General features: G+C 42.7%; 14 protein-coding genes. 1 reads left to right on the top strand and 13 read right to left on the bottom strand.

Annotation, left to right across the window (positions count from 1 at the left end; translation table 11 throughout):
• Positions 1-3: 3 nt before the first annotated feature.
• From ACTWPM_RS06640 to smc, 3 genes are all read right to left on the bottom strand, one after another.
• Positions 4-333, bottom strand: a complete 330-nt coding sequence (locus ACTWPM_RS06640) for a putative DNA-binding protein (protein ID WP_443132286.1) — start codon at positions 331-333, stop codon at positions 4-6.
• Between the two features lie 75 nt (positions 334-408).
• Positions 409-1,674 carry a signal recognition particle-docking protein FtsY gene (gene ftsY / locus ACTWPM_RS06635; RefSeq protein WP_443132285.1) on the bottom strand — a complete coding sequence of 422 codons (1,266 nt, stop codon included), beginning with the start codon at positions 1,672-1,674 and terminating at the stop codon, positions 409-411.
• A gap of 13 nt (positions 1,675-1,687) precedes the next feature.
• A complete protein-coding gene (gene smc, locus ACTWPM_RS06630) occupies positions 1,688-5,254 on the bottom strand; it encodes a chromosome segregation protein SMC (protein ID WP_443132284.1) in 3,567 nt (1,188 codons plus the stop codon).
• A 192-nt stretch (positions 5,255-5,446) separates the two neighbouring features.
• On the opposite strand from smc, the gene ACTWPM_RS06625 reads away from it, so the two are divergent.
• Complete coding sequence (locus ACTWPM_RS06625) at positions 5,447-5,674, top strand: DUF1128 domain-containing protein (RefSeq protein WP_014643244.1); 228 nt, start codon at positions 5,447-5,449, stop codon at positions 5,672-5,674.
• 58 nt (positions 5,675-5,732) lie between these two features.
• Here ACTWPM_RS06625 and rnc read toward each other — a convergent pair whose 3' ends face one another.
• The 10 genes from rnc to sdaAB all read right to left on the bottom strand — a co-directional run bounded on the left by rnc (position 5,733) and on the right by sdaAB (position 14,784).
• Positions 5,733-6,425, bottom strand: coding sequence for a ribonuclease III (rnc, locus tag ACTWPM_RS06620; RefSeq protein WP_443132283.1), 693 nt, complete (start codon positions 6,423-6,425; stop codon positions 5,733-5,735).
• 80 nt (positions 6,426-6,505) lie between these two features.
• Positions 6,506-6,739: an acyl carrier protein gene (acpP, locus tag ACTWPM_RS06615; RefSeq protein ID WP_443132282.1), complete on the bottom strand. Its 234-nt coding sequence runs from the start codon at positions 6,737-6,739 to the stop codon at positions 6,506-6,508.
• A 59-nt stretch (positions 6,740-6,798) separates the two neighbouring features.
• Entirely contained in the window at positions 6,799-7,539 is a 741-nt protein-coding gene (gene fabG, locus ACTWPM_RS06610; protein WP_443132281.1) for a 3-oxoacyl-[acyl-carrier-protein] reductase, read from the bottom strand.
• The gene (gene fabD / locus ACTWPM_RS06605) at positions 7,539-8,480 is read right to left on the bottom strand and encodes an ACP S-malonyltransferase (protein WP_443132280.1); all 942 of its coding nucleotides are present in this window, start codon (positions 8,478-8,480) and stop codon (positions 7,539-7,541) included. Before fabD ends, fabG begins: the two co-directional genes overlap by 1 nt.
• On the bottom strand, positions 8,477-9,481 hold the full coding sequence (gene plsX, locus ACTWPM_RS06600) for a phosphate acyltransferase PlsX (protein ID WP_443132279.1): 1,005 nt from the start codon (positions 9,479-9,481) through the stop codon (positions 8,477-8,479). The genes fabD and plsX overlap by 4 nt, the downstream gene beginning before the upstream one ends.
• Before the next feature lie 14 nt (positions 9,482-9,495).
• The gene (gene fapR / locus ACTWPM_RS06595; RefSeq protein ID WP_443132278.1) at positions 9,496-10,056 is read right to left on the bottom strand and encodes a transcription factor FapR; all 561 of its coding nucleotides are present in this window, start codon (positions 10,054-10,056) and stop codon (positions 9,496-9,498) included.
• Between the two features lie 112 nt (positions 10,057-10,168).
• A complete protein-coding gene (locus ACTWPM_RS06590) occupies positions 10,169-11,086 on the bottom strand; it encodes a S66 peptidase family protein (protein WP_443132277.1) in 918 nt (305 codons plus the stop codon).
• A gap of 85 nt (positions 11,087-11,171) precedes the next feature.
• A complete protein-coding gene (gene recG / locus ACTWPM_RS06585; RefSeq protein ID WP_443132276.1) occupies positions 11,172-13,208 on the bottom strand; it encodes an ATP-dependent DNA helicase RecG in 2,037 nt (678 codons plus the stop codon).
• 5 nt (positions 13,209-13,213) lie between these two features.
• Positions 13,214-14,098, bottom strand: coding sequence for an L-serine ammonia-lyase, iron-sulfur-dependent, subunit alpha (sdaAA, locus tag ACTWPM_RS06580; RefSeq protein WP_443132275.1), 885 nt, complete (start codon positions 14,096-14,098; stop codon positions 13,214-13,216).
• Between the two features lie 23 nt (positions 14,099-14,121).
• The gene (gene sdaAB / locus ACTWPM_RS06575; RefSeq protein ID WP_443132274.1) at positions 14,122-14,784 is read right to left on the bottom strand and encodes an L-serine ammonia-lyase, iron-sulfur-dependent subunit beta; all 663 of its coding nucleotides are present in this window, start codon (positions 14,782-14,784) and stop codon (positions 14,122-14,124) included.
• Positions 14,785-14,947 lie beyond the last annotated feature (163 nt).

The raw sequence follows: 14,947 nt of genomic DNA, 5'->3' as shown, positions 1-14,947 counted from the left end.
CCCCTATTCTAAATCTTGTAGTTGCGTCAACCAGTCTTGAAAATGTTGAGGAAGACCGTTTTGTTTCACTTCATCCTCCATCTCCTTAAGGACTTGCTGACGCTTGCTGAATTTCTCATATAATAGCAGCTTTTTTTCGTATTCTTCCAACATTGTTTCTGTTCGGCGAATATTATCATAAACCGCTTGACGGGAAACATCGAAGGTTTCTGATATCTCACCTAAAGAGTAGTCTTCTAAATAATATAGTTCCATATAGTTTCTCTGTTTCGGAGTCAACAATGATTGATAAAAATCAAATAGATAGTTAACACGGGTCGTTTTTTCAAGCATCCTTGAAGCACTCCTTGTTAAGTGAAATACCTTTACATAAGAATACTAACGGAGTCACTCTATCCCTGTCAAGGTTTAAGCTTGATTTTCCTCTTCTTCCTCATCGAATTCTTCAACCATATCAGCGAATAACCCGTAAACAAACGCATGGGCATCAAATGGTTCCAGGTCCGTTACTTTTTCACCCAGCCCCACTAGTTTAACTGGAATCGAAAGTTCTTTTCGTATGGCTAAAACGATTCCACCCTTTGCTGTACCATCCAGTTTAGTTAAAACAATGCCTGAAACGTCGGTCGCTTCCGAGAATGTCTTCGCCTGGCTCATGGCATTCTGTCCTGTAGTAGCATCGAGTACAAGGAGAACTTCGTGGGGAGCATTTGGAATTTCACGTTCAATGACCCGTTTGACTTTCGACAATTCGTTCATCAGATTCACTTTATTTTGAAGTCGGCCAGCAGTATCACAAATTAACACATCCGCATTACGGGACTTGGCTGATTGGATCCCATCATAAATGACGGCAGCAGGATCACTGCCTGCACTGTGCTTAATCACGTTGACTCCTGCTCGCTCTCCCCAGGCGTCTAATTGCTCTATAGCACCCGCCCGAAATGTATCGCCGGCAGCAAGGGTTACTTTCTTACCTTCAGATTTCAGGCGATGAGCAAGCTTACCGATGGTAGTAGTTTTCCCAACACCATTTACGCCGACAAATAAATATACAGTAGGGCCATCCGGATTTTCTTTCAGCCCTTCTACCTCTTCAGCTTCGTCGTTTCCATAATAGATCTCTACTAACTTTTCAGAAATGACTTCTTTTACCTGGCTTGTGTCTTTGATATTTCTCCTTTTCACTTCCATCTCCAGTTCATCAATCATTTCCATAACTGTATTGACCCCAACATCAGCTGAAATTAGGATTTCTTCTAATTCCTCGAAGAAATCTTCATCTACGGTACGGTATTTTGCTACTAAGTCATTTATTTTAGTTGAGAATGACGTTCTGGTTTTTTCCAGTCCTTTTTTAAACTTGGAAGCTATAGAGCCTTCTTCGATTTGTTCGGGAGGTACGGAAAGTCTATCAAGTTTATCTTCATACTCCTCCGTTTCTCCTTCGAGGCTTTTTTCTTCCGATTCCTCTAAAGCTTCTTTTCGCAGCCTTTCTTCTTCTTCTGCTTTGGAGTAAACAACTTCGCCGTCTTTATAGGCTTCCCCAGTGTAAGGGTTAAATGAATCTGCTTCCTCAAGCGATTCATTTTGGGGTTCTTCTTGTATGGTGCTTTCTTGCTGGTCTTCTTCCCCTTTTACAAATCGATCTTTCAATTTCTTAAAAAAACTCATCAACTCATCCTTTCTATGCTTCTAGTAATTCAGGTGTTTCTTCCAGACGAACCGAAACTAGTTTCGAGACACCTGATTCCTGCATTGTAACTCCATATAAAACGTCTGACTCCTCCATAGTCCCTTTGCGGTGTGTAATGACAATGAACTGAGTATCCGTGCTGAACTCTTTTAGGAAACGAGCGAACCGGTCCACATTTGCTTCATCTAGTGCTGCTTCTACTTCATCGAGCACACAGAATGGTACTGGACGCACCCGCAAAATGGAAAATAGAAGAGCAATCGCAGTAAGAGCACGCTCTCCACCGGACAATAGACTCAGATTCTGAAGTTTTTTCCCAGGGGGCTGAGCAACAATATCCACACCTGTTTCCAGCATATTTTCAGGGTCCGTTAATTTCAGATCGGCCCTTCCGCCTCCAAACAATTCCCTGAAGACATCTTCAAATTCTGCACGAATTTTTGTAAATGTTTCCTCAAAACGACGGTGCATTTCTCCATCCATTTCACTAATTACACTATGAAGCGTCTGCTTAGCTTCCAGCAAGTCATCCTGCTGCCCCTTCAGAAATTCGTACCTTTCCAAAATACGATCATATTCTTCAATCGCACCAAGATTGACAGTGCCAAGTTCTTCAATTGACCTTTTAATCAACTTAACATCTGTGGCTGCCTGTTCAATATCTTCTACAGGAGGATAATCATTCTTGGCTTTTTCAAATGTAATAACATATTCCTCTTGCAGATAATTCAGCAGGTTCTCAAGTTCTACGTCTAAGCGGTTAGCTTTCACTTCTTTTTGCTGAATATCCTGGGTGAAGTTTTGCTGACGCCTTTTTTGTTCTTTCAACAATTGTTCAGCCTGCTGAATTTCCTGTCCGTACTGATTCCTCTCTTTTCTTCTATCCTGAATGAGGGAAGATGTAGCTTCCTTTCGCTGTTTCGTTTCCTCTATGGAGGCCAAGACTTCTTCTTCAGTCTGATTAGAATCAAAGACTTCCATCAAACGTTTATGTTCTTCACGGTTTTCTGTAAGTTCAGCTTTGAGTGAAGCTAATTCCTGGTTGTAGCGGTCGGCTTTTTCCTGCTGGTTTTGGACAGATGACTCTTGTTCTGCCAATTGAATCTGCAGTTCTTGTCGCCGGCTCTGTAATTTAGCTTCGTCCACTTTCTGGCGGTCCTTCGCAGCTGTTAAATCGTCAATTTCCTTTTGAATCTTTTCTAAATTCTGCGTTAATACTTGCAGATCTTTATCAAGTTCATTCATCTGATTATCGGCTTGATGCATGTCTTGATCAAACTGAGCCTGATCCTGATCAAATAGCTGAAGCTGACTATTTAAGTGATTCATTTTCACTTGCTGTTCACGCTTATCTGACTGATTCTCATATTCCTGATTCTTTAGGTCTGATACTTCTTGGTTGACTTGCTCTACTTCTTGCTGCTGTTTAGTAGTTTCGTCCTTTAAATTCTTAACTTTTTGCTCCACTTGCTCAGTTTTAGTTTGAAATTCAGCGATTTTTTCCCGTAGTTCCAGGAGCTCTTTCTCCCGGGTAAACAAGGACTGTCCAGATTTTTTCTGAGCTCCACCGGACATGGCCCCTCCAGGATTAACGACATCTCCTTCAAGCGTCACAATCCGGTATTTCCGATTGAGGAATTGAGCAATCGCATTGGCATGCTTTAAGTCTTCGGCGATAACAATATGTCCCAGAAGGTGTTGGATCGCTTTTTTAAAACTACTGTTATAAGTTACTAGATCAGCGGCCACACCGATAAAACCTTCCTGCTCTGGGAGTTTTGAAGCCGCTTGGCTGTGTACGTAACGCGGCTGTATAGAAGTTAAAGGCAAGAAAGTGGCACGCCCTTTATTATTTTTCTTCAGCCAATGGATCGCCTTTCTACCAGCTTGATCATCTTTAACAACGATGTGCTGCGCCTGGGCTCCAAGAGCCGTTTCAATAGCTGTTAGATAATCCCCAGGAATATCGATTAGTTCAAGTACAGCCCCTTCAATATCCCCCAATTGCTGATTTTGTCTTGCTTTTAATACTTCACGAACGCCCTGATAATAGCCTGAAAAGTCTTCTTTCATATCTTCCAGCATTTCTTTTTTGGAACGAAGTTTTTCTAAGTATTGGTAGCCTTTATATAGTTTTTCCTGCCAATCCTGATAGGACTGCTGATTTACTTCCAGTTCTTTCTGAAGCTCTGTTAGATATTTTTCCTTATTCTCGCGCAAATTGGATATACGCTGAAGATTTTCAGCAGCTTCTGTTAAACTGGTTTCAAGCTGCTCGCGTTCGTCCCTTAGGTCACTGAAGCGTGTCTGTTGATGGTCTTTTTTATAGTTGATTTGTGAGACCTGCTTTTCCAGCAGCTGCTTTTCATTTCTTTTGGCAGCCTGTTCATTTAGAAGATCAATATAATCACTTTTTAAATCCTCAATCTGCTCTTCAATAACTTCAATATCTTCACTAAGAGCCTGGTTCGTCTGTTCAAGATCGTCCTTGGTCTGCTTTCGTTGTTTCTTCACAGCATTTAATTGATTTGTTTCCTTTTTAGCTGTTTTTTGAAGGTCCTTCAATTTCTCTGAAAGCTCTTCATAATCTTCTTCCACTTTTGTTTTATTTTCTTCAAAGTGTTTGTGACGTTCTTTCATAAGTTCTCTTCTGCCTTCAAGGTTCTCTAGATCTTTGGTTAGGACAAGTAGAGTTTCTTGTAAATCTTCAATTGACTCATCAAGAGCCTGCATCGTGTCTCGTTGTTTCACGACGGCCGTCTCTTTTTCTTCAATGTGTGACTGCAGTTCGGATTCCTGTTCTTTAACCGCAGCCAAATCCTTAAGAACTTCCTGCCAATCCTCATGTAAATTCTCTATTTGTGTGATTAATAAGGAAACCTCTATTTGTTTTAGGTCTTCCTTTTTCTCTAAGTAGTCTTTAGCCACAGCAGCCTGTTCTTTTAGCGGTTCAAGCTGACCATCTATTTCATGAATAATATCTTCTACCCGATTTAAATTCTCCTGGGTTTCTGCAAGTTTATACTCTGCTTTCTTTTTCCTCTGTTTGTATTTCAAGACTCCAGCTGCTTCTTCAAAAATGGAGCGGCGCTCTTCCGCTTTAGAACTTAAAATTTCTTCCACTTTCCCCTGGCTAATAATGGAAAAAGCCTCTCGTCCGAGACCTGAGTCCATGAATAAATCCACAATATCTTTTAATCTGCAGGTTTGATTATTAATATAAAATTCACTTTCTCCAGAGCGGAACACTCGTCTAGTAACACTAACCTCTTGATAATCAAGAGGAAGGGCCTGATCAGAATTATCAAGCGTTAAAGTGACTTCAGCCATATTCAACGCTTTTCTTGTGTCACTGCCGGCGAAAATGATGTCTTCCATCTTTGTTCCTCTGAGAGATTTGGCTGACTGCTCACCCAGCACCCAGCGTATAGCATCAGTAATATTACTTTTGCCGCTTCCGTTCGGTCCGACTACCGAGGTGACGCCCGGTACGAAATCCACAGTTACTCGTTCAGCAAATGATTTAAACCCTACGGTATCTAACTGTTTGAGGAACATATTCATCCTCCTGTATATTCGCAATCTTTCATTCAACTAATATATTTTATCATAAACATAGGCCCTACGGTAGGAAGCGATTACGAACGATAAGAACTTTAATTTTTCCAAGTAGTCAAGGGTTTTAAAAAACGGCAAAGTATTTTATTATATGTATTAGCCCACTACAGGAGCTTTGAAGGAGGATTTATCTTGAGTTTAGAAGAACCTACGCGCGAGAACCTTGAATTCATAATTAATGATATGGCGGATCGGTTGCAAGTTGTGAACCGCACAATTATGGATCCAGATGATTATGATTTAGAAAAGTATGATGAGATTAAGGAATTACACGATATTGTTCAAATGAAAGGACAGCTGAGTGTTTCAGAGATCCAGACGTTCGTCCAAGAATTGGGAAGGTTTCGGAAACCTCAATAATGATGAGTAATAAAAAGGACAGGCCAGAACTTCTTCCGAGTTCTAGCCTGTCCTTTTTTCAGGAAAGGGCTCCGTGGTTTTCTAATGCTTTTTGGGCAGCACGCTGCTCTGCCTCTTTCTTTGTTCTGCCTACTCCAATTCCACCAACTTCTCCCTGGATCCGGACATGAGCAATAAATTCTCTGCTATGGGCAGGTCCTCTTTCTTCAACAATTTCATATTCAATCTTACTATTCTTATCCCGTTGTATAAATTCCTGGAGTTGACTCTTAAAATCCATCGCATGAGAAAAAGCACCTTTTTTAACCTTAGGGTACACATACTTTTCTAAGAATGTAACCACTTCTTGAAAGCCCTGGTCTAAATACAAAGCACCAATAAAGGCTTCAAATACATCAGCGAGCAAGGCCGGCCGGTTGCGCCCACCTGTTAATTCCTCTCCTTTGCCCAATAAAATAAGCTCATGAAAGTTCAGGTCTTTAGCGAAATCTACAAGAGATGCTTCACATACGATTGAAGCCCGGAACTTGGTAAGCTCCCCTTCTGCCATTTCAGGAAACTCCCTATACAGATATTGGGAGACGCCCAGCTCTAATACAGCGTCACCTAAAAATTCCAGACGCTCATTATCCTTGCGATCCGTTTTGCGATGCTCATTCACATAAGATGAATGTGTGAAAGCTTGTTCCAGTATCGAGACATCTTGGAAGTGGATATTGACTCTCTTCTGGAAACTGGAAAAATCATCCATAAATCACCTTGTCCTTTACTAAAAATTTCTCATCAATAGGAAAGGCTGCCTGCTTTTACACAGACAGCATGTTTGAAGGGTTACAATACACTGTTTATGTAATTCACAGCGTCCCCAACTGTATTGATTTTTTCAGCTTCTTCGTCAGAGATTTCCGTATCAAACTCATCTTCAAGCTCCATTACAAGCTCTACTACGTCTAAAGAGTCTGCTTCTAAATCTTCTTTGAAGGAAGCCTCCATTGTTACTTTAGATTCTTCAACGTCTAAACGATCAACGATGATTTGTTTTACACGATCAAATGTATCTGCCATTGGACTTCACCTCCCTTCAGTCATTATAGTAAATTTTCAATCGAAAAACCATAACCTTTTTACATGACCATTCCACCATCGACATGTAAGGTCTGCCCAGTCATATAAGCAGCGTCTTCTGAAGCAAGGAATCGGACGACTCGAGCAACGTCTTCCGCTTCACCCAGACGGTTCAGGGGTATTAAGGATAACATCTGCTCTCTTTGTTCGAAAGTGAGTGCATCTGTCATATCTGTAGTAATATAACCCGGCGCGACAGCATTAACCTGAATATTCCTTGAAGCAAGTTCTTTGGCATTCGACTTGGTAAGGCCAATCACGCCTGCTTTTGCAGCTACATAGTTAGCCTGTCCTGGATTTCCTGAAACCCCCACAATAGAAGCTACATTAATAATTCGCCCATACTTTTGTTTCATCATCTGGCGCGTTACGCCTTTGGTGCATAGAAATACACCTTTAAGGTTTGTATCAATAACGGAATCGAATTCTTCTTCTTTCATTCTCATTAGTAGATTATCTTTGGTAATTCCTGCATTATTAACGAGAATATCCAGGCGGCCGAATTCATCTACGACTGTTTTAATCATTCGTTTAACATCTTCTTCACTTGTTACATCCGCCTGGATCTTTATAGCTTCTCCACCCTGATTAATAATTTCCTGCACGACGGCTTCTGCTTTTTCTTCACTCCCGGCATAATTAACGGCGACTTTAGCCCCTTGAGAAGCAAGTTCCATAGCAATGGCGCGTCCGATCCCTCGAGAAGCACCAGTAACGAGAGCTGCTTGTTGTTGTAACATTAAGAGTCCTCCTTATACCATTGGATAAATTGATCAACTGATTCCGGATCGTGAATATTAAAGGTTTTCATTCTGCGCTTAACCTTTCTCACAAGTCCGCTTAAGACTTTCCCATGTCCAATTTCGACGATGGCATCTACATCCTCTTCTACAAAGGCTTCCAGGATCTGTTGAAAACGAACAGGGGAATATAACTGTTTAACGAGCAGCTGTTCAATCTCACTTGCATCTGTAACAGGCCCCGCTGTTACATTCGCATATACAGGTACAGCCGCTTCCGCAATCGAATGTTTCGACAAATGGTTGGCAAAGTCATCGCTTGCGGACTTCATCAGACGGGAGTGAAAAGGTCCGCTCACGTTCAAGGGAAGTACGCGCTTGGCTCCAGCTTCAGATAACTGCTCTGAGGCCTGAGCTACTCCGTCTTTTGTTCCAGAGATTACAATTTGCCCAGGGCAATTAATATTTGCCAGGTCAACAGGTTCCTCATCATTAAATCCTTCCAGAACTTTTTCGATTTCCTCCTGCGAAAGTCCCAGCACAGCTGCCATGGAGCCTTTACCGGTCGGGTAAGCTTCTTCCATCAGTTTACCTCGCGTGTGCACAAGCTGGACAGCATCTATTGGTTCAAGGGATCCGGAAGCTACAAGAGCACTATATTCACCGAGACTATGTCCTGCTGTCATGGAAGGTTCTATACCCTCTTCTTTCAACACGTGGTTAATAGCGACGCTATTCAGCAGTAGAGCTGGCTGAGCATTCTCCGTTTTAGTTAGTTCTTCCTGGGGACCTTCAAACATAAGTGTGGTCAATGAATAACCGAGAACTTCATCGGCTTCATCAAACATTTTCTTAACAGCAGGATAGGATTCATAGATCGCTTTCCCCATGCCCACTTCTTGTGATCCTTGTCCCGGAAAAATAAAAGCTGTTTTTTTCACTTTTCTTCCTCCTTTGATTGCATGGTCTTCAATGTATTCGAGATGATGTCCGTTACATCAAGTTCGATCATTTCACAAGCCTGACGAATAGCATTGTAAGCAGCCCGTTCGTTAGACGAGCCATGCGCTTTAATCACTGGTGCAGCAAGCCCAAACAGCCCCGCTCCTCCATATTCTGAATAGTCCAGCTGATCTTTAAGTTTTCTCAGATCTTTTTTAGCTAAACCCGCAGCAAATTTCGTCTTTAAATTACTCATAAAAGTTTTTTTCATCATGGAAAACATGGTCATTGCCGTTCCTTCTATAGTCTTCAGTGCCACATTTCCGGTGAATCCATCAGTTACGACGACATCCGCTGCACCATCCAGAAGATCACGCGCCTCTACATTTCCAATGAAATTAATGGGAGCGTCTTTCATAAGCTGGAAGGCTTTTTTAGTAAGGTCTGTCCCTTTTCCATCTTCAGTCCCGACATTGAGTAAGCCTACACGAGGCTTGGAAATCTTTCGTACGTTTTCTGCATAAATGGAACCAATAACTGCGTATTGGAGCAGATGATCAGGCTTAGCATCTACATTGGCACCCACATCCAGCATTAAAAACCCCTGACCATCCTGGGTAGGTAATGTAGGACTGAGAGCTGGACGCTCTACGCCTTCCATCCGCCCTACTACAAAAAGACCTGCGCTCATTAATGCTCCTGTGTTACCTGCAGATACACATCCGTCTGCTCGTCCTTCTTTTACCTCTTTAGCCATTAATACCAGGGAAGCGTTTTTCTTCCTACGCACAGCCCTGACCGGCTCATCTTCCGAAGTAATTACTTCTTTTGTATGTACTACTCTAATATTAGACTGTCCTTTTAGAAAAGGGGCAATCTGTTCTTGATCTCCGACTAAAGTAATTTCCACGCCTTTAATCGTTTCAGCTGCATGGACAGCCCCTTTTACCATGGCTTCCGGTGCGTGATCCCCGCCCATAGCATCAATAGCTAGTTTCATTAGTTGTCCTCCTTCTATTGATTCGAACGGAACATCTCAAATGTGCCCGCAAACACTTCCTCGTTTCCAACGTAACTCTGCACCCTCACAACGGTATGCCCCCTGGAGTCTTTCCCCTCTACTGTGGCTTTTGAAACAACACGCTCTCCAAGCTTTACTTGTCTACGGAAATGGATATCCGAGCGTGCGGTTAATGCAAGTTCATCGTTAATGACGGCCACTGCCAATGAATTGGCCTGAGCAAAAAGATGATGACCTCTTGCTATATTATTCCGAGAGAATACGTGCTCAGGTCTAATATCTAAAATAGAAATGGCTCGTTTATCCAGCTCTAAGTCAACAACTTCGCCGATGATTTCTTCGATCGGCAGGGCTTTTACCGTCTCATTCCATTCCTGGGTAGCGACAGACTTAATTCTTTCTCGTAATTCTGGAATGGACATTTCCATCCGGTCCAACCGTATGGTTTGGATGCTGACTCCAAAGCGGCGAGCTAGTTCTTCGTCCGTAGTAAATGGAGAGACCTTTAGTGTCTCCTTCAACTCTTTTTGCCTCATCTTTTTAGACTTTTTCATCGCAATTCCACCGTCCAATTAATCAAAAGCAGTTGCTTTATGACTAGGTACTAATAGTAATATATAATACCAAATTCAATTTCGCAAGGCTCATGTATTGACCATTGGCAGCTCAGTTTACCCCTGCTTCAGTTTGTAAGAAAAGTGTAGTCGAATCTAAGTAAACTCTTGTACCTAAAGGAATACCATAATTGGGTGCACAATGTCCGGCTGGGAACCCTTGCAGGACGGGGAAATTGTATGGCATAAAGAATTGGCGCAGTACCTTTTGGGTCTCAGCAAGCTCAGAATCCCTGAGGTTGAAATCACCAAGAATGACACCTTTAACGCGAGCGAGCTTTCCTGCAAGCTGTAGTTGTAGAAGCATAGCATCGATTCGGTAAGCAGGCTCATCAATTTCTTCAATAAACAGAATCCTTCCATCTGTATCCAATTCAAAATCTGTCCCCATTGAATCAGCAAGCACAGTTAAATTCCCTCCCACAAGCACTCCCACCGCCTTCCCGTTTTTGATAGAACTAAAAGGAAACTCTGGGTAACGCCAGGTTATATTCTTCGGCATAAAAAGTTGGTCCAAGGAGAGGATGGTTTCATTATTCAGCGGAGTTCTTCCTAAATCAGAAGCTACCATAGGGCCATGGAAAGTAACTAAGTTACTGTATTTATGGAAGGCAGTATGAAGGTAGGTAATATCACTGTATCCCCAAAACACCTTAGGGTTGCATCTGATCATCGAATAGTCAATATAAGGAGCAAGTCTTGCTGTACCATACCCTCCCCGCGCACAAAATACAGCTTTAATGCAGGGGTCCAAAAACATATGATGCAAATCCTCTAACCTTGCTTCATCACGAGCAGCTAAATAAGAAAAAGTATGGTCTTGATTAAACACGTGGTTACCTAAAACAGGTTCGAGTCCTAATGAGTGTAAGACACTTAATCCTCTATTTAGCTCTTCTTTTTTTGGAGGTCCTGCAGGGGCTATAACTCCAACTCTGTCCCCGTAGGTAAGTCGTTGCGGTTTCACCATTCTAACACCTGCTTTCATCAGGTCTTCCCAGCCATCTATGATGTTCACTATAAGGACAGGGAATAGGTTATGCGAGAGAGATAAATTAATCCAATACTTCCTCCATTATTTGTTTATCCTGATAAATAAGTTCTCTTAATAAACGGTAACGACTATCCTTTTCAAGTCTTTCTTCTGTGATGATTTCAGCTGCATCGCGGCGTGCTGTTTCAAGAGCCCGGTAGTCATGAACCATATCCGCTACCTTAAATTCCGGCATACCACTCTGCTTTCTTCCGAAGAAATCACCCGGCCCCCTAAGCTTCAAGTCCTGCTCCGAAAGTTCAAATCCATCTGTCGTTTCAGTCATAATTCTCATCCGCTCTTTCCCTACATCACCTTTAGGGTCGGCAAGTAAAATGCAATAACTTTGATCTGACCCGCGCCCTACTCTCCCACGTAACTGGTGAAGCTGGGAAAGTCCAAAGCGCTCCGCATCATAGATTACCATCACTGTTGCGTTCGGCACGTTAACTCCAACTTCCACAACTGTAGTTGAGACTAGGACTTTTAATCGGTTTTCAGCAAATTCTTGCATGACTTCCTCTTTTTCTTCATTGTGGAGCCGTCCATGCATCAGTCCCACAGGTATATTTGGCTCATAAACAGAGGAGAGCTGATTATATAGTTCAACGGCGTTTTGAATATCCAACTGGTCCGATTCTTCAATCAGCGGGCAGATCACATAGGCCTGGTGTCCTTGATCAATTTCTTTCTGAATAAACGATAACACCCGATCTGTCATTTCTCCCTTTACCCAGTAAGTTTCTACCGGCTTTCTCCCTGCCGGCATTTCATCAATCACAGACACATCCATGTCCCCAAATGCTGTAATCGCAAGTGTCCTTGGTATTGGGGTAGCCGTCATAAATAGAACATCCGGATGAAGTCCTTTATCTCTGAGTGTTCTCCGCTGGCGGACTCCAAAACGATGCTGTTCATCAACAATAACAAAACCCAAATCATGAAACTCGACTTCATCTTGAATCAGTGCGTGGGTCCCAATTAATATATCAATTTCCCCTGCCCGAACGGATTCTAAGATTTCACGACGTTTTTTGCCTTTAATCGATCCGGTTAGGAGAGCGACAGTAGCACGACCTTCAAACATTTCCATAAGCGACTGGAAATGCTGCTCCGCAAGGATTTCAGTCGGAACCATAAGCGCTCCCTGTTTCCCTGCGGTAATTGAGGCATAAAGAGCAATGGCAGCCACTGCAGTTTTACCAGACCCTACATCACCCTGCAGGAGACGATTCATTCGGTGAGGGTTTTTCATGTCTTTCAGAATTTCCGCAAGAGAACGCTTCTGCGCCTGGGTCAATTCAAATGGAAGGGCCTGCACAAAAGAGGTTAGTTTACCATTATCATAAGCCTGGGCGTTCCCTGTAGTTGACTCCCGATGATGTTTTCTCAACAACTGCATTTTAAGCTGAAAAATGAGAAACTCCTCATATATGAATCTGCGCTTGGCGTGCTTCAACATAATTCTGCTCTCAGGATAGTGCATCTGCCTGACAGCTTGAGAGCGCTCCGGTAATTTATACGTACGTTGTAAATCGTCAGGCAGTATTTCAGGTATATGATTTTCAAAAGCATCGATCGAAGCCTTAATAAACTTCCGCAGGGTAGTGAGAGAGACTCCCTCCTTTAAGGTATAAACAGGCTGAATGGGAGCCTGGCTTTTGGACTCTCCCTTTTTAAATTGACTGACGGTTATCTGCAGCCGCTGCTGATCCCATTTCCCAGTAACCGTTACCGTATCGCCAGCTTGAAGCTGTTTTTTTGCAAAAGCACGGTTAAACATAACTGCTTTTACAGCAAATTGCTCTACTTGGAGCGTAAACGTTAATCGGGATTTTTTCCGGCCAAAAAAGCTAAGGGAAGGTTCAGAAACAACCTCCCCTTCGATCGTAGCTTTTTCATTATGGGTCAATTCAGTTAATGGTTTAACTTCATAAGAATCATATCGAAACGGGAAATAAAACAGAAGATCCTCGATCGTAAAAAGACCAAGTTCATTCAACTGAGATTCAAGTTTCTCTCCAATTCCTTTTAATTCACTAATCGATTGGGTTAACACACTATTCACTCTTTCTTCAACGAAATTCCATATACTTTTGCTTCTAATTCTCTTCCCGTCGGAGTGGCAGCAAGGCCACCCTGGGCAGTTTCACGAAAGGCTGATGGCATACGCTGCCCCACTTTATACATCGCATCAATTACTTCATCACACGGAATACGGCTGGTTACTCCAGCTAAAGCCATGTCAGCTGCAACGACAGCATTTGAAGCTCCCATGGCGTTTCTTTTCACACATGGAACTTCCACCAGGCCTGCAACAGGGTCGCAAATTAAACCTAGCATATTCTTAAGGGTAATGGCCATCGCTTCTGCCGACTGGGAGGGTGTGCCCCCTGCCATTTCAACGATGGCTGCAGCTGCCATCCCTGCTGCTGAGCCTACTTCAGCCTGGCAGCCTCCTGCAGCACCAGAGATTGAGGCATTATTTGCGACTACAAAACCAAAAGCACCGGACGTAAATAAGTAGCGTACCATTTGTTCGCGCGTTGGGTTCAGTTGGTTTTTCACAGCAAATAAAGTGCCCGGGACACAACCCGCACTCCCTGCTGTTGGGGTTGCACATATTGTCCCCATGGCTGCATTAACTTCATTAGTAGCCACTGCTTTACTAACCGCATCCATCAGTAAATTACCCGAGAGAGGTGTATGATTTTTCATATAATTCTGGATGAGAACAGCGTCTCCACCAGTAAGCCCACTGTGGGATTTTACGCCCTTCAAACCATCTTCGATCGCTTTTTCCATAACCTCCAGGTTTTTTTCCATTTGCTTATAAACTTGCTCTCTCGTTAACTCTTTAACTTCCATCTCCTGCCTGATCATGACTTCTGAGATTTGTATATTTTCACTTTCAGCTAGCTCGACCAGCTCGGCAACATTTCGAAACATAGTTAAACCCTCCCTGAATAGATTTAGTCGGATATTTTTGCAACCTGGGTAATGTGATCGGCACGTTCAAGTTCACTCAAGACCGAATCATCAATATTCTGATCCACTTCTATGACCATAAGTGCCTGTTCGCCCTGAGCTTTTCTCGACACTTCCATGCGTCCGATATTAATTTCATGTTTAGCTAGAATGGCTGTAGAGGATGCAATGGCACCATATCGATCATTGTGAATTAAAAGAATAGCCGGGTGACTCCCGGATAACCGTAATTCAAATCCATTAAGTTCTGTAATTTCCGCTTTTCCTCCGCCGATCGAGATTCCGACAAGCTCTAGTTCACCATCATCATCTCCTATTTTGAGGCGCGCCGTATTCGGATGATCCGAATGAGCTTCTTCTTCGTAAAAGCGGATTTTCATGCCATTTTTCCGGGCTGTTTCCAAAGAACTGCTGATTCGTTCATCGTATGTTTCATAATCCAGCAAACCGCCTATTATGGCGACATCCGTTCCATGACCTTTATATGTTTTTGCGAATGAGCCATATAAATGGACGTTTGCATACTTAGGTTCTCTTCCAAAGAGATGACGGGCGGCTCTTCCAATCCGAGCTGCTCCCGCCGTATGTGAACTGGACGGTCCAATCATTACAGGACCGATAATATCGAATACTGATCTATATTTCATTCATTCCACCATCCCTATTTTCTCTCTTTTTATATTACCGAGAAAACGCTTTCCAGCACAAGCTGATCCTTCTTTATTTTATCACATTCCTAATCTGGTAACTCACGATTTATAAAAAAAGGAACAGATGAACTTGATAGAAATGTGGGAGAAGAGTAAAATA

This window comes from Halobacillus sp. K22 (assembly GCF_052246795.1).
Taxonomy (GTDB): domain Bacteria; phylum Bacillota; class Bacilli; order Bacillales; family Halobacillaceae; genus Halobacillus.
This window is presented reverse-complemented; position numbering and strand designations above follow the sequence as displayed.

What these genes read in the sequence shown, in the direction of transcription:
- fabG (WP_443132281.1), bottom strand. Translation starts at nt 7,539, where the DNA reads ATGTTACAACAACAAGCAGCTCTCGTTACTGGTGCTTCTCGAGGGATC.
- sdaAB (WP_443132274.1), bottom strand. Translation starts at nt 14,784, where the DNA reads ATGAAATATAGATCAGTATTCGATATTATCGGTCCTGTAATGATTGGA.
- rnc (WP_443132283.1), bottom strand. Translation starts at nt 6,425, where the DNA reads ATGGATGATTTTTCCAGTTTCCAGAAGAGAGTCAATATCCACTTCCAA.
- plsX (WP_443132279.1), bottom strand. Translation starts at nt 9,481, where the DNA reads ATGAAACTAGCTATTGATGCTATGGGCGGGGATCACGCACCGGAAGCC.
- ACTWPM_RS06640 (WP_443132286.1), bottom strand. Translation starts at nt 333, where the DNA reads ATGCTTGAAAAAACGACCCGTGTTAACTATCTATTTGATTTTTATCAA.
- ftsY (WP_443132285.1), bottom strand. Translation starts at nt 1,674, where the DNA reads ATGAGTTTTTTTAAGAAATTGAAAGATCGATTTGTAAAAGGGGAAGAA.
- sdaAA (WP_443132275.1), bottom strand. Translation starts at nt 14,098, where the DNA reads ATGTTTCGAAATGTTGCCGAGCTGGTCGAGCTAGCTGAAAGTGAAAAT.
- fapR (WP_443132278.1), bottom strand. Translation starts at nt 10,056, where the DNA reads ATGAAAAAGTCTAAAAAGATGAGGCAAAAAGAGTTGAAGGAGACACTA.
- acpP (WP_443132282.1), bottom strand. Translation starts at nt 6,739, where the DNA reads ATGGCAGATACATTTGATCGTGTAAAACAAATCATCGTTGATCGTTTA.
- smc (WP_443132284.1), bottom strand. Translation starts at nt 5,254, where the DNA reads ATGTTCCTCAAACAGTTAGATACCGTAGGGTTTAAATCATTTGCTGAA.
- ACTWPM_RS06590 (WP_443132277.1), bottom strand. Translation starts at nt 11,086, where the DNA reads ATGGTGAAACCGCAACGACTTACCTACGGGGACAGAGTTGGAGTTATA.